Source organism: Pseudomonas sp. LTJR-52 (assembly GCF_003691465.1).
GTDB lineage: Bacteria > Pseudomonadota > Gammaproteobacteria > Pseudomonadales > Pseudomonadaceae > Chryseomonas > Chryseomonas luteola.
In genome coordinates, this window is the sequence record NZ_CP033105.1 from 1,507,297 (window position 1) to 1,530,929 (window position 23,633).

The 23,633-nt window shown below is 54.7% G+C and carries 18 protein-coding genes and 1 pseudogene; 6 read left to right on the forward strand and 13 right to left on the reverse strand.

The features are described from left to right. The first annotated feature begins 6 nt into the window (after nt 1-6). From EAW52_RS06910 to EAW52_RS06920, 3 genes are read left to right on the forward strand one after another with little or no spacing between them, the layout of a single operon-like run. Nucleotides 7-7,032 (forward strand): Hpt domain-containing protein, encoded by a 7,026-nt coding sequence (locus EAW52_RS06910; RefSeq protein ID WP_122041889.1) that lies wholly within the window; start codon nt 7-9, stop codon nt 7,030-7,032. After that, nucleotides 7,025-8,047: a chemotaxis protein CheB gene (locus EAW52_RS06915; protein WP_019364357.1), complete on the forward strand. Its 1,023-nt coding sequence runs from the start codon at nt 7,025-7,027 to the stop codon at nt 8,045-8,047. Before EAW52_RS06910 ends, EAW52_RS06915 begins: the two co-directional genes overlap by 8 nt. A gap of 11 nt (nt 8,048-8,058) precedes the next feature. Continuing rightward, nucleotides 8,059-8,538: a chemotaxis protein CheW gene (locus EAW52_RS06920; RefSeq protein ID WP_122041890.1), complete on the forward strand. Its 480-nt coding sequence runs from the start codon at nt 8,059-8,061 to the stop codon at nt 8,536-8,538. Nucleotides 8,539-8,575: 37 nt separating this feature from the next. Here EAW52_RS06920 and EAW52_RS06925 read toward each other — a convergent pair whose 3' ends face one another. From EAW52_RS06925 to EAW52_RS06945, 5 genes are all read right to left on the reverse strand, one after another. Beyond that, complete coding sequence (locus EAW52_RS06925; protein WP_122041891.1) at nt 8,576-9,295, reverse strand: 16S rRNA (uracil(1498)-N(3))-methyltransferase; 720 nt, start codon at nt 9,293-9,295, stop codon at nt 8,576-8,578. A 167-nt stretch (nt 9,296-9,462) separates the two neighbouring features. Beyond that, nucleotides 9,463-9,810, reverse strand: coding sequence for a HopJ type III effector protein (locus EAW52_RS06930; RefSeq protein WP_122041892.1), 348 nt, complete (start codon nt 9,808-9,810; stop codon nt 9,463-9,465). Next, nucleotides 9,807-10,100: a DUF1244 domain-containing protein gene (locus tag EAW52_RS06935; RefSeq protein ID WP_122041893.1), complete on the reverse strand. Its 294-nt coding sequence runs from the start codon at nt 10,098-10,100 to the stop codon at nt 9,807-9,809. Before EAW52_RS06935 ends, EAW52_RS06930 begins: the two co-directional genes overlap by 4 nt. Nucleotides 10,101-10,135: 35 nt before the next feature. Continuing rightward, nucleotides 10,136-10,846: a dihydromonapterin reductase gene (gene folM, locus EAW52_RS06940; protein ID WP_122041894.1), complete on the reverse strand. Its 711-nt coding sequence runs from the start codon at nt 10,844-10,846 to the stop codon at nt 10,136-10,138. A 95-nt stretch (nt 10,847-10,941) separates the two neighbouring features. After that, nucleotides 10,942-11,514, reverse strand: a complete 573-nt coding sequence (locus EAW52_RS06945; RefSeq protein ID WP_033351670.1) for an antibiotic biosynthesis monooxygenase — start codon at nt 11,512-11,514, stop codon at nt 10,942-10,944. Nucleotides 11,515-11,794: 280 nt separating this feature from the next. On the opposite strand from EAW52_RS06945, the gene EAW52_RS06950 reads away from it, so the two are divergent. Continuing rightward, nucleotides 11,795-12,247 (forward strand): flavodoxin, encoded by a 453-nt coding sequence (locus EAW52_RS06950; protein ID WP_122041895.1) that lies wholly within the window; start codon nt 11,795-11,797, stop codon nt 12,245-12,247. An 86-nt stretch (nt 12,248-12,333) separates the two neighbouring features. On the opposite strand, the gene EAW52_RS06955 is transcribed toward EAW52_RS06950, so the two are convergent. Further along, nucleotides 12,334-13,236, reverse strand: a complete 903-nt coding sequence (locus EAW52_RS06955; protein ID WP_122041896.1) for a LysR family transcriptional regulator — start codon at nt 13,234-13,236, stop codon at nt 12,334-12,336. 88 nt (nt 13,237-13,324) lie between these two features. On the opposite strand from EAW52_RS06955, the gene EAW52_RS06960 reads away from it, so the two are divergent. Together EAW52_RS06960 and EAW52_RS06965 are read left to right on the forward strand one after the other, a co-directional pair. Next, nucleotides 13,325-13,699, forward strand: coding sequence for a CidA/LrgA family protein (locus tag EAW52_RS06960; protein WP_122041897.1), 375 nt, complete (start codon nt 13,325-13,327; stop codon nt 13,697-13,699). Next, the gene (locus EAW52_RS06965; RefSeq protein ID WP_122041898.1) at nt 13,692-14,375 is read left to right on the forward strand and encodes an LrgB family protein; all 684 of its coding nucleotides are present in this window, start codon (nt 13,692-13,694) and stop codon (nt 14,373-14,375) included. The genes EAW52_RS06960 and EAW52_RS06965 overlap by 8 nt, the downstream gene beginning before the upstream one ends. A gap of 33 nt (nt 14,376-14,408) precedes the next feature. Here EAW52_RS06965 and EAW52_RS26775 read toward each other — a convergent pair whose 3' ends face one another. The 7 genes and pseudogenes from EAW52_RS26775 to EAW52_RS06995 all read right to left on the reverse strand — a co-directional run bounded on the left by EAW52_RS26775 (nt 14,409) and on the right by EAW52_RS06995 (nt 23,413). After that, the gene (locus tag EAW52_RS26775; RefSeq protein ID WP_372238909.1) at nt 14,409-15,287 is read right to left on the reverse strand and encodes a methyl-accepting chemotaxis protein; all 879 of its coding nucleotides are present in this window, start codon (nt 15,285-15,287) and stop codon (nt 14,409-14,411) included. Beyond that, a pseudogene (locus tag EAW52_RS26780) lies at nt 15,267-16,034 on the reverse strand (MCP four helix bundle domain-containing protein); the annotation flags it as partial. The gene EAW52_RS26775 and the pseudogene EAW52_RS26780, both read right to left, overlap by 21 nt. 125 nt (nt 16,035-16,159) lie before the next feature. Further along, nucleotides 16,160-16,969, reverse strand: a complete 810-nt coding sequence (locus tag EAW52_RS06975) for a SirB1 family protein (RefSeq protein WP_026003757.1) — start codon at nt 16,967-16,969, stop codon at nt 16,160-16,162. Between the two features lie 157 nt (nt 16,970-17,126). Further along, entirely contained in the window at nt 17,127-19,745 is a 2,619-nt protein-coding gene (locus EAW52_RS06980; protein ID WP_122041900.1) for a DEAD/DEAH box helicase, read from the reverse strand. Nucleotides 19,746-19,907: 162 nt separating this feature from the next. Continuing rightward, the gene (locus tag EAW52_RS06985) at nt 19,908-20,879 is read right to left on the reverse strand and encodes a D-glycerate dehydrogenase (RefSeq protein ID WP_122041901.1); all 972 of its coding nucleotides are present in this window, start codon (nt 20,877-20,879) and stop codon (nt 19,908-19,910) included. Nucleotides 20,880-20,911: 32 nt separating this feature from the next. After that, on the reverse strand, nt 20,912-21,787 hold the full coding sequence (locus EAW52_RS06990) for a TIGR01459 family HAD-type hydrolase (protein WP_122041902.1): 876 nt from the start codon (nt 21,785-21,787) through the stop codon (nt 20,912-20,914). A gap of 174 nt (nt 21,788-21,961) precedes the next feature. After that, a complete protein-coding gene (locus EAW52_RS06995; RefSeq protein ID WP_122041903.1) occupies nt 21,962-23,413 on the reverse strand; it encodes a mannose-1-phosphate guanylyltransferase/mannose-6-phosphate isomerase in 1,452 nt (483 codons plus the stop codon). Nucleotides 23,414-23,633 lie beyond the last annotated feature (220 nt).

Here is a 23,633-nt window from a genome sequence, read left to right on the forward strand (position 1 = left end):
GTGAATATGGCAGATCGGCACGATTATGTCGCTCTGGAGTGGGTGAAGGGTGAGATTGCCGAAACGCTGAAGCAAGCCCAGCATGCACTTGAAGCTTTCGTTGAGAATCCTCAGGACACTACCCGGATTCGCTTCTGCCTGACCTACATTCACCAGGTCCACGGCACCCTGCAGATGGTCGAGTTCTATGGCGCGGCGCTGCTTGCCGAAGAAATGGAGCGGCTGGCCGAGGTGCTTCAGAACGATCCGGCAGCAGCCCAGAGTGATGCCCTTGAAGTTCTGATGCGAGCCATCTTGCAACTTCCATCCTATCTGGATCGCATTCTCGGTGCCCGTCGCGACCTGCCGATGATGGTGCTGCCGCTTCTGAACGAACTGCGTGCAGTCAGAGGCGAGAAGCCTTTATCCGAGGTTAACTTCTTCTCGCCAGCTTCTCCGCCCCTTGTACCGCTTCTCGAGCCCGAAGAGCTGGCTCGCAGACAAGCAACCGATTGGCCGGTAGTCGTACGCAAACTCCGTCAGGTTTTACAGGTTGCACAAGTCAGCCTGTTCCGTAACCAAGGTGTTGCCAGTCACCTCAATTATCTGACGAAGGTGTTCGAGCGTCTTGAGCAGTTATGCGCAGGCAGTCCGCTTGGCGAGTTGTGGCCGATGGCTTCTGCTCTGATTGAAGGACTCAGCGCTGGCGTCTTCGAGAACGATAGCCGCGTACGTGTATTTCTGCGTCGCATCGATAATGAGCTGAAGCGGCTGCTGGCAAGCGGAACAGCGGCACTCAATGTGCCAGCTTCTTATGATCTGACACGCGATCTGCTTTTCTATCTGGGCCAAGCTACAAGCGATACGCCCCGAATCAAGGAAATAAAGGCTCTCTACAAGCTCGAAGAAGCGCTGCAGATTTCAGGGCAGGGTGATACTGGAAACAATGGAAGCATTGGTCCGGATCGCGATGCGATGCGCTCCGTGGTGACAGCTCTATGCGAAGAGCTGGTGCGCATCAAGGACAGCCTTGATTTGTATGTACGTAGCGACCGTCAGCAGTCTAGCGAGCTGGGCGCACTGCTGCTTCCCTTGAAGCAAATTGCAGACACGTTGGCTGTCCTGGGCTTTGGCCAGCCGCGTCGCGTTATTCTGGATCAGATTGATCAGGTCTCGGCGCTGGCCGCTGGGGATATGCCCAGTACCGATTCTGCGCTCATGGATATCGCAGGTGCGTTGCTTTATGTCGAGGCAACACTGGCGGGCATGATTGGCGTGACGGATCATGGCGATGATGAGGAGTCTCATCTTCCCACGACAGATGTTGCCCAGGTACATCAGCTTGTCATTAGAGAGGCGCGTAACGGTCTTGAGCAGACCAAAGATGCCATTATCGAATTCATAGCCTCTCAATGGAATCATGAGCATTTGTTGCCGATTCCCCAGTTGCTGACCCAGGTTCGAGGCGGCCTGGGCATGATTCCTCTGGAGCGTGCAGCAGGCCTGGTTGAGGCATGTAATCGCTATATTCAGCAAGAGCTCCTGGCTCGCCAGGTCGTTCCAGACTGGCAGAGCTTGGACACGCTGGCAGATGCTATTACCAGTGTCGAATATTACCTTGAACGTCTCGCTGACGACTCCAATGCACAGCAGGAGCTGATTCTTGATGTAGCAGAGGAGAGCATGGAAACCTTGGGCTATCCCTTGGTATCCAGTTCGACTGATGTGCCTCTGGTTATAGAGGAAATCGCTACAGAGCCGACGCCGGACGCAAGCGCTGACAGCGCTATGAGCGATGCTGATGCAGAGGTTGAAGAGCCTGCCCACGCTGGAGCGGTTGATTCGCTCGAAAGCAGCTCTCCTGAAGCCAGCACCGCTTCTGGTGTTGACGGCCAACAGCAGGACGCTACATCACTTGAGCCGACAGCGGAGGAGGCGCTTTCTCACGAGCCCTCGACAGAGCCAGAACTGCCTGCCGACGCAGCTACCGGTGCCTTGGAAGCCAGGGATGACAAGCAGGAAGCCACCGCGTCTCTGGATGCGTCGCAGCCGACTGAGGCTGAGGCGTTGCCTGAACATATCGATACAGCAACTGACATCTCTCCTGCACCCATTCATGGCGAAGAGACAGGTATGGATCTGGGGGAAGTCATGGCCTCCCCTGTGCAGGCTATCAATCCGCCTGCAAAAGAAGTTCCTCCCTCTATTCTTCCTCCTCCTGTTGATGAGGAGCCTGTCGATGAAGATTTGAGAGAAGTCTTCATCGAAGAGGCAGAAGAAGTACTCGAAACGCTTAACACGTATATTCCCCGCTGGCTAACTAATGCCTCGGATCGTGAAGCGTTATCTGAGAGCCGTCGAGCCTTCCATACCCTAAAGGGTAGCGGGCGCATGGTGCGCGCCTTGATCATTGGCGAGCTCTCATGGGCAGTTGAAAATCTTCTCAACCGTGTCATCGACCACAGTGTAGAAACCTCTGCCGATATTCAGCATGTAGTAAACGAGGTCGTACAGCTACTGCCGCAGCTGATTGATGAATACGAGTTGAATGCTCAGCGTCAGCGTAACGATGTCGATTACCTTGCAGCGGCGGCTCATGCGCTGGCCCGCGGGCTTCCTATTCCAGACGCGTTTGAGTCTTCTGAACAGGTAGAGCCTGCTTCTGAGGTTGAGCCCGGTTCTCAGAATGAAAATGCTGACGTCGAGGCTCCGGTTACGGCTGTCGACCATGCTGAAGAGCCAGAGCCAGAGCTTAGCCTTGAAGCTGATGACGAAAAGTCGCTGGATGCACAGGTTACAAGCGAGCCTGTGCTTGAAGAGCTGCCTGAGCGTGAAAATGTTGATCCGTTGCTACTAGATATCTTCCGTAATGAGGCAGAGGCTCATCTTGCAACAATTGCGGAATACCTCGAACAGGCGGACCCTGAGGTACCTCAACAGGTTACTGATAATCTGCTGCGTGCCTTGCATACCCTCAAGGGTAGCGCTCATATGGCAGGTATTTCAGCGATTGCTGACCTTGCTTCTTTGTTAGAGCGTGTTGTTAAGGAATACAAGGCAAGCCATACACCGTTTGGCTCTGAAGAGCAGCAGGTACTGGCGGATGCAGCGTATTCGATAGAGGACGGCCTCAGACAATTGAGTGACGACCATATCGATATTCAGCTTATCGATAATGATGCCTTGTTGGCTCGATTGCAGGATCTGCTGGAGCAAAGGTCCGAGCAGACCGCTTCGATCGATGCAGCAGAGTCGAATACGCATCACAATCGTCAACGCCTCTCCGATTTTCTTATCGAGAGCATGGATATCCTGCTCAAGGCCGATGGGCTGCTAGAGGCTTGGCAAGCAACGGGTGATGATGCTCATCATGCTGCCTCGCTGTCTGCTGAGTTTACTCATTTCTCTGATCGGGCCGCTAACGCGGGTCTTTCAGACGTGGAGGCGTTGAGTTCGGTTCTTTGCGAGGTCTATCAATCCTGCATTAGTGCGCATATTCCTCATCGCGACGCGTTCTTCGAAGAGGTGCTGGCTTCCCAGGAAGCCTTGGTCAGCATGCTTAACCAACTGGCCGTGGGGCTTAGAGCCACACCTCAGGGTGAGCGCATCAATGCGTTGCATTTGCTTCTTGCTGAACTGGATGCTCCTGAGGCTGAGGCTGAGGCTGAGGCTGAGGCTGAGGCTGAGGCTGAGGCTGCTGATCATGTCGATCCGGTAGTCGAGTCCTCTTCGATCAATACGGTCGAGCCCATTGTACAGGCTCCTGCTATTCCAGTTGACGATGAGCTTGACAGCGAGATGGTGGCCATCTTCCTGGAAGAGGCGGTCGACCTGCTTGATAGCGCTGGACAGGCACTTGAGCGTTGGTTCAAGGAGCCGACCAACCATAACAATCTCTGGATTCTGCAGCGCGACCTACATACCCTCAAGGGCGGAGCGCGGATGGCTGATATCGAGCCCATCAGCCTTTTGGCCCATGAGCTTGAGACGTTATACGAGGGGCTTGTTGACGGTCGTTACCAACCAAGTGACGACTTGAAACCACTGCTCCAACGTTGTCATGACCGCTTGGCTCAGCAGCTTGACCAGTTGCAGAATCATCAAGCGCTTAGTCAGCCTGATGACCTGGTCGATTCGATTCAGGCCTATCGGCAGGGTATACAGCGGATGCAGCAGGTCGAGCAGGATGAAGACGCTGCGTATCCCGAGGACACGTCAACGTCAGAGGTACAACCTTCCGAGCCTCTGGACGAGGCTGACGAGGAACTGATCGATATTTTCCTTGAGGAAGGTTTCGATATTCTTCAAAGCGCGGCAGGCTCTCTGCAACGTTGGCAGATGGACACGCATAACAGCTTTGAGCTGGAAGCCTTGCAACGTGACCTGCATACGCTCAAGGGCGGTGCCCGTATGGCTGACATCACACCCGTCAGCGATTTGGCCCATGAGCTTGAATTCCTCTACGAGGGATTGAGTGCAGGACGCCTCCGTTCAAGTGAGCACTTGTTTGGCCTTCTACATCAAAGCCACGATCTGTTGCTTGAGATGCTGGAAAATGTTCGTAACCGCCAACCTGTACCGTCTGGTCAGCGTCTGGTGGAGGCCATTCATGCTTTCCGTACCAGCACGGATCAGCAGTTAGAGCAGCCTGTCAGCATTACATTGCCGCCTGCTCAAGTAGAAGACTCCGATGAAGACGAAATTCTGGAGATCTTTATCGAGGAGGCTGAGGACTTGCTCACCAATATGGAGTTGGCGTTCCATCGTTGGGAGGAAGTCGAAGGCTCGAATGAGGCCGTTGATGATCTGCTGCGCTGCCTGCATACCTTGAAAGGTGGTGCTCGTCTCGCAGGCCAGTTCGCACTGGGTGACCAGGCCCACTTGCTTGAGCAGGAACTAGGGGACGCCAGCCCATTAAACGGGCCCGTTGCCTCGGACCGTATTGTTGAGTTGAAAGGTAAGGCCCATGACGGCTTGGCTGATCTAGGGGCACGAATTGCGGACCTGCGTGAACATTTCACCGCAGCGCCCATGCCTGCATTGGCTGTAGCGATTGAACCTGAACCGGTGAGCGAGCCCGAGCAACCTCTGGAGGTGCTTGCTCCTGTCATGGCCGCCGCACCGCACGAGGTCAATGATCAAGTTCAGGTGCTGCCTTTCGTACAACGTGCGCAGGAAGCGGCGCGCAAAGACAGTAACCGTCGAGCTCCTCAGGAATTGGTACGCGTTCCGGCTGATCTGCTCGAAAACCTGGTTAATCTGGCCGGTGAGACTTCCATTTTCCGAGGTCGTGTCGAGCAGCAGGTTAGTGATATCGGTGCCACGCTCAGTGAGATGGAAGCGACCATTGAGCGGGTCCGCGATCAGTTACGTCGCTTGGATACCGAAACGCAGGCCCAGATCCTCAGCCGTCACCAGGATGAGCATGAGCGTGCGGGCTATGAAGAGTTCGATCCACTGGAAATGGACCGATACTCGCAACTGCAACAGCTATCCCGCTCCTTGTTCGAGTCGGCGTCTGACTTGCTCGATCTGAAAAATACACTGGCATCCCGTAACCGTGATGCGGAGACCCTGCTATTGCAGCAGGCTCGCGTCAACACGGAACTTCAGGAAGGTCTGATGCGTACGCGCATGGTGCCTTTCGACCGTATGGTTCCACGCCTGCGCCGCGTTGTTCGGCAGGTGGCGGGTGAGCTGGGAAAGCAGGTTGAGTTTGAGGTAAACAACCCTGAAGGCGAAATGGATCGCAATGTGCTGGAGCGCATTGTCGCTCCGCTCGAGCACATGCTGCGTAACGCGGTAGACCATGGCATCGAAAACAGTGAAGCACGTAAGGAAACAGGCAAGCCCGAAACGGGCAATATCCACCTCTCCTTGAGTCGTGAGGGCGGTGATATTCTGCTGACGCTTTCTGACGATGGCCGTGGTATCGATTTGTCTGCGGTACGTCGCAAAGCCATAGAGCGCGGCCTGATGGATGAGGGCAGTGAGCTTTCCGAGCAGGAAGTCATGCAGTTCATCCTGGAGTCGGGCTTCTCCACCGCTGCACAGGTGACTCAGATTTCCGGACGCGGCGTTGGTATGGACGTGGTCCACTCCGAGGTTAAACAATTGGGTGGAACCATGGGCATTCACTCGGTTGCAGGAGAGGGAACGACCTTTTCGATCCGTTTGCCCTTTACGGTGTCGGTCAACCGGGCACTAATGGTGCACTCTGGCGAGGACCTGTATGCAGTTCCGCTGAACACAATCGAAGGTATCGTTCGTGTGTCGGCGACTGAGCTGGAGGCTTACTATCAGGCCGGTGCTCGTTCCTTCGAGTATGCAGGCCAGACGTATGAGCTGAAATACTTGGGTGAGCTGCTGGAAAATGGGCAACGGCCTAAACTGATCAACCAGCCGCTTCCCTTGCCGGTTATTTTGGTGCGCTCGAATGACCATGCCGTGGCTATACAGATCGACAGCCTGGCCGGTTCGCGAGAGATCGTAGTAAAGAGCCTGGGCCCACAGTTTACCGGCGTGCATGGTATCTCTGGCGCTACGATTCTAGGGGATGGTCGAGTAGTCGTGATTCTTGACCTGCTGGCCTTGATTCGCAGCCGCTATGCTCGTGCCGTTGGCGCGCCGGCCGACCTCTCTATTGCGATCGACTATGCCGCGGAGATCGAAGTTGAGCGGCCGACACTGGTTATGGTGGTTGACGACTCGGTTACGGTTCGCAAGGTGACTAGCCGTCTGCTTGAACGGAGCGGGATGGACGTGATTACCGCTAAGGATGGCGTGGATGCGATTGCTCTACTTCAGGAGCGCAAGCCCGATATCCTGTTGCTTGATATCGAGATGCCGCGGATGGATGGCTTCGAGGTGGCTTCACTCGTGCGTCACGATGAGCATCTCAAGGACCTGCCTATCATCATGATTACGTCACGCACAGGCGAGAAGCACCGTGATCGTGCTTTCACTATTGGCGTAAATCATTACCTAGGCAAGCCGTACCAGGAAAATGAGCTTCTCAATCACATCCAACAGTTGGTCAAGGTAAATGACTGAGAAAGCAATAGTTCGAGTTGCCATTCTGGCTGATACCTCGTTGCAACGGTATGTGTTGCAACAGGTATTGGCTGGCAACGGCTATCAGGTGGTATTCAACAGCGATCCGACGCGCCTTGATGTGGAAGCCTTGCGAGCCTGTGAGACGGATCTTTGGCTGGTGGATCTGGCTGAGTCGGAAGACTCCAACGTGCTGGAGGATCTGCTTGAACATACCTCTACGCCCGTTCTCTTTGGAGAAGGCCAGGCACCTGAGTTCAGCTCGGATCTTTTCCCGCGCTGGGAGCGCCGCCTTATTACCAAGCTGAAACATTTGGTGGGTGATACGACCGAGGCAGTTGGTCCGAGCCTTCAGGCGCTTCTGGCTGATACCGAGCGTCCGGAGCGACTGAGTTTGCCAGCGTCTCTGGCCTCAACACCCTTGCAGATGGGGGAGTCTGCCAAAGAGGTATGGCTGTTGGCCGCATCGCTGGGCGGACCGGATGCAGTAAAGGCTTTTCTTGACGCTTTGCCAGGCGGATTGCCGATTGGCTTTCTTTATGCACAGCATATCGATGCCAATTTCGAGGCAACACTTCCAATGGCGGTAGGTCGCCACAGTCAATGGCATGTACAAATTGCGCAGCCGGGACTTGAGGTCAGGTGTGGTGAGGTCATAGTCGTTCCAACACAGAACGAGCTGAGCTTTCGTAATGATTCCAAGCTGGATGTCCTGAGCCGCAAATGGCCGGAGCCCTATACGCCTTCGGTCGACCAGATGATGCTCAATCTGGCTCAACATTTCGGTTCGCGTTGCGGCATGATCATTTTTAGTGGCATGGGTAATGACGGTAGCAGCTCAGCAGCCTATATGCGCCGAAGAGGTGCGGAGATATGGACTCAAAGCGCCGACAGTTGTAGTTGCGCCAGTATGCCAGAGACACTTCGAGAGGCAGGATTCTCTTCGTTCACGAGTGATCCGCGGGGGCTGGCCGAAGCGCTGGTCAACCGCCTAGCCAAGCAGCATGCTCATTGAAAGGAGTTCCTATGAGCCAAACACCAGCACTCACAAGCACACCTGAAAACCTGACAGGACTGCTGCTTTCTCTTACGGACCGCACGCTTTTGCTGCCTAACGTTGCTGTGGCTGAGTTGATACCGTATCGACCGGTTGCCAAGCTGGCCGATCAGCCTGACTGGTGTTTGGGGCAGGTGGCGTGGCGAGACCTTCGGCTCCCGCTGCTCAGCTTCGAAGCCGCCTCGGGAGCGCCGTTGCAGTTTGACCGTAACAGTACGTCAGCTCGGGTCGCGATCATCAATGCCTTGGGAGGGCGTGCTCATGTGCGTTTCCTGGCCATCCTCGTGCAAGGTATTCCACGTTCCATGAGAGTTACACCTGACCTTGAGTCGGCTGATGTTCTTCTGGATCCTCTGGAGCTGGCAGCTGTGAAGCATCAGGGTAGTGTAGTGAAGATTCCCGATCTGATTGCGCTGGAAGAAAAGCTGGCTGAAATCGGAGTGATCTAATCAGAAAGGCCGGTTGAAACCAGGCTTTCTAACTCTTCTAGAAGTCTCCCCAGAGCTGCTGTGCTACAGCCAGCGCCACAACCGGCGCTGTTTCAGTCCTCAGTACACGCGGTCCCAGACGTGCAGAAACAAAACCGGCCTTCTGGGACTCTGCCACCTCGTTATCAGTAAGACCACCTTCTGGGCCTATCAGAAAGGCGAGACTAGAGGGTGGTGTGTGGCTGGTAAGCGGCTCCGCAACGGGATGAAGTACAAGCTTCAAATCGGCCTCGACCTTTCCAAGCCACTCGGCTAGCGTGACGGGGGCATGGATGATAGGGAGGGTTGAACGTCCGCACTGCTCACAGGCGCTAATAGCGACCTGCTTCCAATGTAGAAGACGCTTGTCGGCTCGCTCATCTTTCAGGCGCACCTCGCAGCGCTCCGTCATGACAGGAGTGATTTCGGCGGCGCCCAGTTCTGTCGCTTTTTGTATAGCCCAATCCATTCTTTCCCCTCGGGAAAGACCTTGCCCTAAATGGACACGAAGCGTTGATTCCTCCATTCCGGAAAAGCGCTCCTGTATGTCCACGTGCGCCAATTTTTTCCCGATCTCGGTTAGCACTCCCTTGTATTCATAGCCAGACCCATCGAATAGCTGTACGGCTGTACCCGAGGTAAGACGTAATACACGTCCCATATAGTGAGCCTGTGCTTCAGGGAGGATCTGTTGCCCGAGCGAAAGGGGAAGGTCGACGTAAAAGCGAGATAGGCGCATTGGCAGTCACAGGTTTAGAAAGCAGTCGCTGCCTATTATTACTGACCCATGAGCTGAAGGCACGGCTTGATTCAATTAGGTAAGTAGGATCTAGCCACTGAGCGCGAAAAAGTTATGAGCAACACTGTTGCGCCTTGATCTTTTCGGATCAAGGCGCAAGCGACAGATCAAACCGACTGTTTTGCTGCCAATGGCAGCTGGGCGAAGCGGACGCCTGCCAGACCATGGGTGATCAGCGAGCGGATGTTAGCGTGATCAGCACCTTCAGGAGTCGCAATAACGCTACGGTAATGCTCGCCAAAGGCCAACAGGGCTTCCTGTGTCTCGAAGCTCTCTAGCAGCGCAAGGCCTAGAGTTTTGCAGGAGCCTTCGTTTTGGCCAGCTGCGTTTTCTACCGAACCATTTACAAAGGCTTGAGGCGTGTAATCATAGTGCTCTGCAATGAAAGCCAAAGTATCGGCGAACAGATGCTCATCACTACGAAGCCGAGCGCGAAAGGTCTCGAGGGGAGTCATGGCTTGGCACTCTCCTTGAAAGCAGCAGCCTGTTCAGGTGTGGCTTCCTTCTGGTAAAGCGATTTCCACTCGGCATACGGCATTCCATAGACGGCCTCACGTGCATCGTCCATGCTCAGTTCCACGCCCTTTTCCTCCGCCGCCGCCTTATACCATTTCGATAGGCAGTTCCGGCAAAAGCCTGACAGGTTCATCAGGTCGATGTTTTGTACGTCGGTACGCTTGCGCAAATGTTCTACTAATGTACGAAAGGCCGCAGCCTCCAGCTCAATGCGCTCTTGTTCGGTCATGGATCGATTCCTCCAAAAATGAATGCCTGGGACAATCAGGCATTCTTCGAATGACGCAGGTGGCGGCCACCATTGGCCGTAACCGTACTGCCTGTTGTATAGGTGGACTGCAACAGATAGGTCACAGCCTCGATGATCGGCGCGGCTCCAGGCTCATACGGAAGTAGAGCCTTTTTCAGCGTAGCCTCCTGATAATCAGCACTGCTGTCTTCTTTGAAAATGAGGAGACCGGGAGCAATGGTATTCACTCTGACAGTAGGTGCGAGCTTTTCAGCGAACGACAGGGTCATGTTACTCAACCCCGCCTTGGTCGCTGCATAGGCGATGTGATTCTTGCTGCCTCGGGAGGCACTGTCGTCACAAATATGGATGATATCGGCGCGCGTACTGGCAAGCAGGAGCGGCTCCAGAGCCAGGTTCAGGTGATACGGCGCTTCGAGATGTACCTGATACATGGTCTGGAAATGATGAAGCGAGTCGTCCAGCCAAAGCGATGCATTATGAATGATGCCGCGCAGGCTTTTGGCGTAAGTGAGTACATAGTCGATAAACTGTTGCCTGTCTTCAACGGAGGTCAGGTCTACCTGAACAGGGTAAACATTTTCCAGCGTCACCAGCTCGCCAGGATCGTTGCGGTACGTGGCTACGATCTCATACCCCTGACTGCTCAACGTCTTGGTCAAGGCAAGGCCGACTCGTTTATTGGCGCCCGTGATAATCAGCGGGGCAGCAAACGTGTGATGCATGGGATGGGGCTCCGACAGACGAAAGGGCTGTCTGCTAGAGCTTCGATACTCTGCAGACAGCTTTCGATTATCGCAAACCCTTCACCATCGTGACATCATGAATGACGGGTCGTAGCAGGCCGGAGTGTTCTCCGGCGAGCCTGCGAGGCATCACTATTGAGCCAGCCGGAAAGCAGGCGAGTTACCCATGGGATAAAGAAGCACACCATGATAGGGGTCAGGATCAGGGTGCTGAGCAATATTCTGGGTACCAGTGGCAACCCAGCCAACCTGTCGCCTAACAAGGCATTGAATAGCAGCGATACAGGAAAGAACGCAAGCCAGACAGCAATGCTTTGCTTCCAGCGAGGGGGTGTGCGGCGGGCATCGCCAAACCAAGTATCAAGGCCCTGTGCACGAAGCTCCTGCGGCTGCTCGAAGAGATCCTTGCCCCGCTCAAGCCAGTGCTGACGCGTCGAGGAATGCTCCCACGCACCTAATGTCTGCTCATTAGAAAAACGAAACACGATCTGGACTTCATTATCGCCTGGCGGTGGGGAGAGGACGCCCGATCCAAGATAGCCTTCATAGCAGGTCGCCAAGCGCTCACCTTCGCGCAGCCATTCGAGAAAATTATCGTAACAGCCATCGGCGACACGGCGAGCCACCATCAGGGTGACGGGATGCATCATAGAACTCTCCACATGCAACTATCCGGATAGGACGGTCTGATTACACAGCGCCGGGTAAGCACTGCGGTCGAGAACAGGAAGCGGCTCGTTTTGGAGTGCTTCGATCGCCTGAGTATCAGGCTGTGCAAGCATATACAAGGTTCATTCCATTTGCGTTAAATGCCGATGAGCGCTGGCTAGACCTAAGTAGTAGGCGTCATGTCAGTGCAAGAAGCGCTGTGTGTGAACCAAAAGGCAGCATGGTAAGGTTAGGCATACCAGTGATTAAGGAGGTGTCATGAAAGTCGCCATTTTATGTGGCTCTGTTTACGGCACGGCCGAGGAGGTCGCCAGGCACGCCAAGCAGATTCTGGGGGCAGGTGGGCATGAGGTCTGGCTCAATTTGCGTGGAGGATTGGACGATTTGCTGGCTTTCGATGCCGATGCGTTTCTTGCCGTGACATCGACAACCGGAATGGGAGAGCTGCCGGACAACGTACAGCCGCTTTACTATGCGCTGCGCGATACGCTTCCGGATTGGCGTGGCAGGCCCGCAGCCGTGATCGGTTTGGGGGACGCCAGCTACGGCGATACTTACTGTGGTGGTGGCATGCAAATGCAGGAGCTGTTTGCCGAGCTTGGACTGCAGGAAGTGCTGCCTATATTAAAGCTCGATGCCAGTGAAACCGTTACTCCCGAAACGGACGCGGAGCCGTGGCTGGATCGTCTGATAACAGCCTTGATCCGCTGAGGGGAACGGCAGCCTGCTAAGTCATCAGGCGCTAATGGCTTGATGACTATGTTGTCATGGCAGACTTTAATTCAGGATATTCAGACTCAAGTATCCAGTTTGCCGAATTGCTCCAGGCTGACTTCCTGCATGAGATCGAGCCAGGCTCTTGCCGCCCGGGAAAGGTATGCACCACGCCGCCAGATAAAGGAGGCGTCCCACCGGAGGTCAGGTTGGGTCAGAGGAATGCGTACGACATCGGGACGTATCAGCTTTTGGGCCACGATTCGGGGTAGGAGAGCAACGCCTTGTCCTGCTGCTGCCAATGCTATTAGAAAGTCCGCCTGTCCACTTCTGCCACCTTCTTGGGGCGTAAAGCCCGCTTCGCGGCACGCCTGTAACAGTCGATCGTTCAAGGTATAGCTCTGCTGATATAGCAAGAAGGGCGTAGCGGCCAGCTCCGCTAATGCCAATCGGGGCCTATTGGCCAATGGATGAATACATGACAACACGGCATCCAATGGCTCATTGCAAAAAGGTTGATAATCAAAAAAAGGATCATTAGGGGTAAGACAGCCACCAATCTCTATATCACCCTTGATGACCAACTCCTCCATGAGCTTGCTGCCACCTTCCACCAAGTGAACCGTAATTTGCGGATAGCGCTTACGGTAGAGGGAAAAGGGTGCTGCAAACAATGTTTCTGCACCCAGAATGGGCAGCCCAACGCGCAGCTGTCCTTGACCCAGGCGGGCTAGATCATCCAGCTCCGTCAGCATTTCGCGGTGTTGGCGCAATATGTGCTCAGCATGTTTGAGCACAACATGTCCCGCATCGGTCAATTGTAGGGCGGGGCCTGTCCGATCCAGCAGACGCAACCCCAGACTTTGCTCCAGATGGGCAATCTGCTTGCTGACGGTCGATTGAGTCGCGTGAAGCACGCGTGTACTGGCGGTAAAACCGCCCTGGCGTACAACCTCGACAAACATGCGGAGTTGTTTGAATTCCATTTTGGAATAGCTCTGATTCTAATAATTCGCTTCTGGGATAGTAAGGCCGGGCGTATCCTTGGAGCCAGTTAAACGTAATGGATGTCTTATGGTTTCCCGTTACATGCGGACGCTGGTTGAGTTGGCTGTGTTGTTAGGTATCTGGTGGCTAGGCGGATGGCTTGGGCAGTATTTCGGTTTGCCTATCCCGGCAGGTGTTCTAGGTCTGGCGATCCTTCTGTTGTCTCTTGCGCTGCGAGTGATAAAGCCAGAGTGGCTTGAAAGCGGTGCCCGTGTGCTGGTCGGTGAGATGCTGCTGTTTTTCATCCCAGCGCTGATGAGTCTGCTTGATTATGGGCCTCTCGTCCGGGAAGAGGGCATCCGTATTCTTATGGCGGTGTGCTTCAGCACGCTTCTGGTCATGATCAGTACCGCTTTGACGGTGGAATGGATGTTTCGTCGCAGGGGCCGCCAGGATGCTTGATTGGACTGGCATGTTCTGGCTGCTTCTGACGTTGGGTGGGTATATCCTGAGCCGGATGATTTACAAGCGCATCAAGTGGTATGTGCTGGCTCCTATTGTCTTTGTGCCGACTATTCTTTATCTGATTGCCATTCCGACAGGCACGAGCTATGCGCAGTATTCCCACTACACCGGTTGGCTGATTAGCCTGCTTGGGCCGGCTACCGTCGCGTTTGCCGTACCGATCTGGCAGCAGCGTCGACTCCTGGTCCGTTATTGGCGAGCACTTATGGCCGGCATTGTAGTAGGCAGCTTTGTGTCAATCTTCAGCTCTTGGGCATTGGCCCATTTGCTGGCTCTGGAAGCGCCTGTCACGTTATCCCTGCTGCCACGCTCGATTACGACACCGTTTGCCATGCCTATGTCCAAAGACTTGGGGGGGGTACCTGAACTGACCGCTGCTTTCGTACTGGTCACAGGTGTTTTTGGCGCTGTGGTGGGTAGCCTTCTTCTGCGCTTTCTTCCGTTGCGCTCTGCTCTGGCGCGAGGTGCGATGTTTGGCGTAGGTGCCCATGGTGCCGGTACAAGCCGCGCTTACGAGGTAGGCATTGAGGAGGGGACAGTGGCCGGACTGACGATGGTACTGACCGGCTTGTTCAATCTGCTGGGCGCCCAACTGCTGATCTGGGTGCTTTGATGGAGGGGGTGCATCCTTGCACCGCGTTCATCCTTAAACCTTGAAGTGAGATACCAGGGTATTCAGTTCAACAGCCAGGCGCGACAGCTCTTGGCTGGCTGCCGTGGTATCACGGGCACCTTCCGAACTCTGGACTGACAAATCCCGAATATTGACCAGATTGTGGTCTACTTCGCGGGCTACCTGTGCCTGCTCTTCGGCTGCGCTGGCAATGACCAGGTTGCGCTCGTTAATTTCGCTGATGGCGCGGGTAATTTCTTCCAGCGCTTCGCCGGCACGACGAGCTACTTCCAGCGTAGAACCTGCTCGGGTTGTGCTGGACTCCATTGAGTTCACAGCCTGCTCAGTACCGTTTTGGATACTCATGATCATCTGCTCAATTTCACGAGTCGACTCCTGGGTACGATGCGCCAGGGCCCGCACCTCGTCGGCGACGACAGCGAAGCCGCGACCTGCCTCTCCCGCACGGGCCGCTTCAATAGCGGCGTTGAGTGCCAGCAGGTTGGTCTGGTCAGCCAGGCCACGAATCACATCAAGCACCTTGCCAATATCGCGTGATTGACTGGCAAGTTCACCGACCAGACATGCGGTCGTCTGAACCTCCGAGGTCATCTGCTCAATGGACGAAACGGTCTCCAGTACGCGACCCTGACCTTCCTGAGCCGCACTGGCAGAGTGCTTGGAGGCTTCTGACGTTGTCATGGCATTGCGAGCCACTTCTTCTACCGCCGAACTCATTTCTGTTACGGCCGTTGCAGCCATCTGGATTTCGTCATTTTGGCGATTCAGACCACGAGCACTCTCGTCAGTGATGCTGCTAAGCTCTTCGGAGGCGGCAGCCAGCTGACTTGAGGAGCTTGAGATGCGCTCGAGCGTATGACGCAGCCTTTCCTGCATGGTGCGCATAGCCATTAAAAGGCGAGCAGGCTCATCGTTTCCAGTAACCTGAATGTGCTTGGTCAGATCACCGCTGGCAATCTCTTCAGCGGCACGCAGGGCCTGATCAACCGGCTGCACGATGCTACGGGTCAGCAGCCAGGCCAGGAGTACGGTCAGTAGTGCAACGATGACCAACAAAGTAATAGCGGTAGCCACAGAAGTGGAATAACTCTGGGCGGCATCTTGATTAGACTTTGTCGTTGAATCTGCATTGATATCAACTAGTTTACCCAGCACCACATTGATTGCATCGGAGTTCTTCAGAAGGTTCTCGTTGAGTACAGCCTTAAGCTCATCAAGTTGATTCGCTGTGGAGAGCTGCATCAGGCGGTTCTTCAGTTGAAGGTAATCACCCCATAGTTTTTGGAAATCGTTGTACAGACTGCGCTCCGCCTCGGATGCAATCAGCTTCTCATAGCGAGTCCGTGCAGCTTCAACCTGACTGATCCGCTGATCAAACAAGGCCGATGTCTTTTGCAGATTTTCTGGCTCGCGGTTGATGAGCAGGCGATAGGAAAGTACGCGCAGGCGCAAGGTCAGTGATGTTATTTCATCCAGACTGGTTACGCTGGGGAGCACATTTTGTTCAAAGTTAATACTGTTCTGGCGGATATCACGCATCTGATAGAGAGAGAAAATGCCTAGAAAAAGAGTGAGTACAGCTATGAACGCAAACCCCAGGAAAGCACGAGGTGCGATATTTAAGTTACGAAGGGTCATTGCTTAGGTCCTGCTAAGTACAGCGTAAAGGAGGTTGCTTGACTATCGGCTGTGCTTGACAGGACTTGATACCCGCCTGGCTGGAGACAGAAGGTTCTGACTGTTAAGGCATGTTTCTACACCTATCAATGAAGACGGCGGCGACTATCACTCAGCGCGGCCAGGCGACGGCTCAGGTGCAGTTGCTCGGCTGGGTCATCGCTTAACAATAGGGCATGCTCAAGGTCATAACGCTGGGCCTGAGGGCAGTCCAGTCGGCTATACAGTTCTGCACGGGCTAGATGATCCGAGACGCTGGGCGGCCCTACTTCCAATACCCGCTGCGCATCTTTCAGGGCTGCCAATAGTTGGTTATCAAATTCATGCAACTGACGAAGGTTTCGAGACAGTCTCTGGAGCAGTTCGCGAGGCTGAGCAGTGCGTAGGTGCTGCGCTTGCAGTTGGGCATGTGGACCAAACTGATAGGCGAGCAGTCCGCGGCAATCCTTGGAATAAAGTCGTCTTCCACTGGTAGGGTCAAGTAGGTGATCCGCCTCAGGGACACGTAGCAGGAAATGGCCTGGAAAGTTGACGCCGACCAGAGGAATGTCCAGTCTACGGGCCAGCTCCATCGCGATCAGTGATAAGGAAAGTGGCTGTCCCCTTCGACGAGCCAGCACCTTATGCAGCAACGCTGCCTGAGGCTTCAGGGGCCAGTCATCGGCGTGAAAACCCAGCTCGATCATCCGGCGTACGAGTTGCTGCGCGCGCTCGGCGGACGAGCCTTGATGATCAATAGCTGCCTCGACAGAAGGGATGAGATCCGTCAGAAGATGCTGAGCCATTTCAGGCTGAAAGGTCAGGTCATGTTCGGCGGCTATCCAGAGTGCTGCCTCAAATACAGCAGGTGGCTCACGGTTGAGCGCATCCAGGCAGGCTTGGCGCGGTAACTCCATCGCAATCTCCCAAACCCCATGCCACAGCAGGGTAAGCGCAGGCAAACAGCATCCAGATCATAAGGGATATGGACTTTATTATGTTTGACAAGTTTAGACCGCTTCTCGAGTGATGCACCGCTCTGCTCAGACAAGCAGAACGGCCAAGGAGGAGAGTCTATTTACCCAATGGGGTGAAAAGCGCTTCGATATCCGCTTCCGACATTCGCCAGTCGGCTGTGTTCTCCTCAAGAATCCCTGCGGCAATACGGGATTTCTCATACTGCAATTGCTGGATTTTCTCTTCCAGGGTGCCTCTTGCAATGAGCTTGTACACAAAAACCGGCTTATCTTGCCCTATGCGATAGGCACGGTCTGTGGCCTGGCTCTCCGCCGCCGGGTTCCACCAGGGGTCGAAGTGAATCACCGTGTCGGCCGCAGTCAGGTTGAGTCCCGTACCGCCTGCTTTAAGGCTCAGCAGGAAAACCGGGGCCTCACCGGACTGAAACTGTTCGACAGGCGTACGGCGATCCTGGGTTTCACCGGTAAGCGTGACATAGTCGATCCGTCTTTCATCCAGCGCCTGCTGGATCAGCGCCAGCATGGAAGTGAACTGCGAGAACAGCAGGACACGACTGCCATTGGCCAATAGACCTTCGAGCAGTTCCAGCAAGCCGAGTAGCTTTCCAGACGACTTGGCAGATGTTTCGTTGCCGTTGACCAGTCGGATATCGCAGCAGACCTGGCGGAGTTTCAGCAGTGCATCAAGAACGATAATTTGGCTTCTGGCCAAGCCTTTCTTGGAGATTTCGCTACGGACCTTCTCATCAAGTGCAACACGTACCGTTTCATAAAGATCGCGCTGTGGCTGAGTCAGCTCGACCAACTGGACAATTTCCGTCTTGGGTGGCAGCTCGCTGGCTACTCGCTGTTTGGTACGACGCAGAATGAAGGGCTTTACTCGGCCCTTTAATTGGGCGAGGCGTTGGGTGTCTCCATTTTTTTCGATCGGCGTTCGGTAGTCGCGCTTGAAGTCTTTTATATCGCCTAACCAGCCTGGCATCAGGAAGTGGAACTGAGACCAAAGCTCACCCAGATGATTTTCCAGCGGGGTGCCCGTCAGGCATAGACGGTGTCGCGTATTGAGTCCCCGCGCCGCTTGCGCCGCTTTGGTTGCCGCATTCTTAATGGATTGTGCTTCATCCAATACCAGAAGATGAAAGGAGAAGCTGGCCAACTGCTCGGCATCGCGCGGCAGCAGGGCGTAGGTAGTCAGGATGATATCGTGCTCAGGTATCCGCTCGAACAGGTTACGCCGTTGAGTACCGTGGAGGGCCAGTACTTTCAGCTCAGGTGTGAACTTGGCTGCTTCGTCCTGCCAGTTGGGTATCAGGCTGGTAGGCATGACGATCATGGCAGGGCTGGTCAACCGGCCAGCCGTTTTCTCGACCAGGATATGAGCCAGGGTTTGCAAGGTCTTACCAAGACCCATGTCATCGGCCAGGATCCCGCCCACATTCAGCTCGCGAAGTGCCTGCAACCAAGCCAGGCCATCGCGCTGATACGGTCTTAACTCGGCACGCAGGCTTTCCGGGACGTGCAGGGGCGAAGCTGAGTAATGGCGTAGTCGATGGGCGAAGTTTCTGAGCTGCTCACCACCCTGCCATGTCAATGGGATATTTTCTTCAAGTTCAGCCAGCCGTGCGGCGTCCAGATGAGACAGGCGTATCTGCTTGGTATTAGCAGGTAACGAATGCCCATGCAGTTCCATGAGTGCGGCAAGCAAGGGCTTTAGTCTACCTAGAGACAGGGCGATACGTGCGGGGCGTCCTTGCTTGCGCGCAGCAGAGCTTTCCACGCGGAGCAGCAGGCGCTCATCGTCAGAGCGTCTGGCCAGTGCTCCCGGTTCGAATAATTGGGGATCCCGCCGGATAAGATCGATCAGGATAGGCAGCAGACTGACGCGCCGCCCTTGTACGACGATGCCGAGCTCCAGATCAAACCATTCATGATCAGGCGCCTCCTCAATTTCGCCGTACCAATTCTCCACTTCGGTCAGCTCAAAGGCGAATTCTGGACGCATATCTATCTGCCAGCCCGCTTCACGCAGCTGCGGAAGTGTGACTTCGATAAAGCGCAGCCAACTGGAGTCATCAGGCATTTCAAACATCTCGCCCGCATCTTCGGGCAAGGCTGCGCTTCGCCGTGTCGCTACTCGGAGGCCTGCGTCCTGTAAGACTTGTCGTAGGCGCTGCTCGGCTTCACTGTGGCGTGTTGGCAGCGTTGCCGCGCTACTACGACCCGGTACAGGCTTGCCGAACACTTTTTTGCCGTCGTAAAGAAACGCCAGGGCAGCCCTGTGGCGGGTGACGGGGCGCATGCGTGCGGTTTGCCGATCATAGTCAACCTGTGTGTGGCTACCCAATACCAACAATGGCTTGGGCGGCTTGACCAGATTGATGGCTGTCTCGGCCGCTTCGCGGCGTGGAGGAGGGCTGCCGGCCCGCTGAAGGCGCTCCAGCTCGAACAGCACGGCAGCAGTATGCTTGCAGTTTCTGCCAGCACCACATGTGCATCGGCCATCAACAAACCAACCTCTTGGACCAGGCTTGAGCGTGATGGATTGGCGGTAATCCAATCCTGAAGGACTGCTGCATATGGCATAGACCAGCCCATCGGCGGCTGACCGGACCGTGGCGTAACCTTCTTGAGCATAGCGCCGGCCACGCTCATAGTTGCGCTCAGTAAAGGAGCCTTTCCAGTCTTGCCAGTGCAGATGGTCGAAACGTAGACGCATATGAAGCCTGTAACACGAAGCACAAACGGGTAATTGTGCCACAGACCGAAAGCGTCCCCGTACTGAAGTCGCTCAGGTTGCTCAAATAGATATCACTTAATTACCACAGCATGGCTTATCTAAAGAGTCTGCTGTTAAGCGCTGGTTTCAGATTGGCTTGATTTAACCCTTCCATGCTTCAGGATTAACCAAATCCTGTGGCCGATTGCCGCTTAAGGCGGCTGTCAGATTGGAGACGGCGCGCTCTGCCATGGCATACCGTGTTTCGTGAGTCGCTGAACCGATATGCGGTAAGGTGACGACATTCTTCAGCGAGAACAGGGGCGATGACGAAAGCGGTTCCTGCTCAAAAACATCCAGGCCTGCGCCGCGAATTTGCTGGTTGGAAAGCGCCTCGATTAGAGCCGCTTCATCAACCACTGGCCCGCGTGCAATATTGATCAAAATACCGCTGGGCTTCATGAGCCTTAGTTCACGTGCGCTGATCATCTGGCGGGTGGAATCTGTCAGAGGGACTACCAGGCAAACAAAATCGGATTCCTGAAGCAGAGCTTCAAGGTCTTGATACTCTGCCTTGAATTCTTTCTCCAGCTCGGGCTTGCGGCTGCCTGCATGATAAAGAATCCGCATGTCGAAGCCGAAGTGGCCGCGCTTTGCAATGGCTGCACCTATGCGGCCCATACCTACGATTCCCAGCGTCTTTCCATAAACGTCCGTACCGAAATGCTCTTCCGTTATGCCTTTTGTCCATTGCCCTGCCTTGGTGTAGGCATCCAGCTCAGGCAGGCGGCGAGCGGTGCTCATCAGCAGAGCAAATCCAAGGTCTGCTGTGGTCTGGGTCAGTACATCGGGGGTGTTGGTCAGTAGAATGCCCTGCTCGGACAGGTAGGGCACGTCATAGCTGTCATATCCAACCGAAACGCTGGAAATTACTTCCAGGTTTTCTGCATGTTGCAACTCATGGCGGCCTAGTGTCTTGCTGGCACCAATCAGGCCGTGTGCGTGAAGGAGGGCATGCTGGAACTGCTCATCGACATTGCCCTGAGTATCAATGACGGTAACGTTAAAGGCTTCGCTCAACTGTTGAACCAGTGGGGCGGGAAGACGATTATAGATAACGACATTCTTTCTCACGGGCAACGGATCTCCATTAGGGTCTGGTTTCTTTAGACTAGACCAGCAACGACATATTGAGGGCGTATCGAATAATCCATCAGGAAGCGCTCAAGTTGCTCTTGCTCCGGTTGCTCATTGAACTCCGCACCCAATGCCTCGCGGTGGATTCCAGTTGACGCCAGCCATAAGCAATCAATGCTGGCCGAAACTGCACCCGGTACGTCGGTGACTAATGAGTCACCCACAAACAGCAGCTTGGTGGCGCCCAAGGTTGCCAGTTCTCGTTGAGCACAAAGAAACGCATAGGGATCAGGCTTTCCGTACCAGCGCACACTTCCGCCCAGCGAAGCGAAGTAGTCAGCCAGCTTACCGGCGGCGTAGTAGGGTAGGCCGCCAGAGACTACTGTGCGATCAGGGTTGGCGCAGAGAAACGGTAAATGTGTGAAGTCCTTGAGCGGGGCCTGACGAAGCGTCAGCTCATCCTGAGGGAAGCTCCCTACACCCAGGATGAGGGATGCCTGTTGGATGTCGGTTACGAATCGGCTGCGTATGTGCTCGGGCCAGCCAGTCTGACCTTCGCCAGGTCCGGTCAGATAGATACCGCCCTGTGCCAGCGCTGGTTCCTGGCTAATGGCGTCGATGGCCAGCTGCCCTGAGGTCGTTATACCGGCAAATTGCTCTCGAGCGATACCCAGCTCAACCAGGTGCTCTGTCATGGAGGCGGCATCACGGGATGCGTTGCTCAGGAACCAGACAGGTTTGCCTTCGGTTGCACGCCGTGCCAGCCAGTTCTGCGCACCAGGAAAGGCGTCGTAGCCGTCGATCAGTACCCCCCATAGGTCGAGAATAAATCCATCGTACTGATCGCATACAGCATCCAGATCAGAGTGGGAGACAAGGAGAGGAAGGGGCGTGGATGGCGTCATGGAAAATCACGTCCAGATAAGGTTACAAGAGCTGAAAGAAGCCAGGGTACCTGCTTTAGCGATTGAGATCACTTCGGCCTAGAAAGCACAACACCGGCGCTTGGCCGGTGTTGTTGAATCTGGAGACAAGAAGGCTCTTATTTTTATTTTTTCTCTTGGCTCAGCTCAGAGCGATTAACGCGCTACAGCGTTAGTGCTCTTGGTCTGTGGTGCGTCGACGCGACCGTAAACGTCTTCGTAGCGAACGATATCGTCTTCGCCCAGGTAGCCACCTGATTGTACTTCAATGATTTCCAGCGGTACCTTGCCAGGATTGGCCAGGCGATGTACAGACGTCATCGGCAAGTAAGTGGACTGGTTTTCGGTCAGCAGGAAGGTCTTGTCATCGCACGTGACCTGCGCTGTGCCAGAGACCACGATCCAATGCTCGGCGCGGTGGTGGTGCATCTGCAGAGACAGCTGAGCGCCTGGTTTGACAGTGATGCGCTTGACCTGGAAGCGCTGACCCATGTCGACGGAATCGTAAGAGCCCCAAGGACGGAACACTTCCAGATGGCTCTTGACCTCTTGGCGACCTTGCGCTTCGAGCTTGTTGACCACCTTCTTGACGTCTTGGACCTTATCCTTGTGTGCGATCATGACCGCATCTTTGGTCTCTACAACCACGACGTCTTCGATGCCGATCAGGGAGACCAGCTTGTTGGTGCTGTGAACGAGGCAGTTACGGGCTTCGTGCAGAACCACGTCACCCTTGATAACGTTGCCATCGCTATCCTTGTCATGCACATCCCAGATGGCTGACCAGGAGCCTACATCGTTCCAGCCAGCAGACATCGGAACCACACAGGCGCGAGTAGTCTTTTCCATGACAGCATAGTCAATGGAGTTGTCCGGGCAGACGGCAAACGAGTTGCGGTCGATAATGATGTGATCACCATCGACCTGGCTGCGCTCAAGCGCAAGCAGGCAGGTATCATAAATATCAGGATCGTGCAGCTTCAGCTCTTCCAGGAAGCGGCTGGCGCGGAAGATGAAAATGCCGCTGTTCCAGTAGTAATCGCCTGATTCTACGTATTGGGTGGCGCGAATGGCGTCTGGCTTTTCTACGAAGCGCTCGACGCGATTGACCCCTTCAGGCAGGTTAGCTGAGTGGGTTGCCTTGATATAGCCGTAGCCGGTTTCCGGGCGCAGTGCAGGAATGCCGAACAGCACCATTTCGCCTTTTTCAGCGGCTTCGGTGGCCGAATTCAAGGATGCTTTGAACGCATCGATATCTTCGATGACATGGTCCGCTGGCAGAACCAGCATCAACTCGTCCTTGCCATCGGCCAGCAGCTTCATGGCAGCAATCGCCACGGCAGGAGCCGTATTGCGACCAAACGGTTCCATGATCAGTGATTGAGGCTGGCACTTAAGGGCTTTGAGCTGCTCCTCAACAATGTAGCGGTGCTCGATGTTGCAAACAATCAAAGGCTGCTGCATGCGCTCTTCGCAGGCCAGTCTTGATATGGTTTCCTGGAACAGGGTCTTTTCGCTTGCCAAAGCCAGGAACTGCTTTGGATACATTTTTCGAGATAGCGGCCAGAGTCGTGAACCGCTTCCCCCGGAAAGAATCACTGGAATCATGGCATTCTCCTTCAGCGCTTGCTGAGTTGTAGGTCGCAGTCCCTTCGGGCGGGACGAAGCGTCCGTGCTTCTGTTTCCTGCCTAAGCAGGGTTATGAATAAAAATAAAAAGCCAAGCTAATTAATTAGCTTTTTAGTTACAAATTAGTTACAACTTATATGCAGTACATCATCGGCAGGCTAATAAGCATTGAACTGCTTTACCCAAATGATGATCGTTA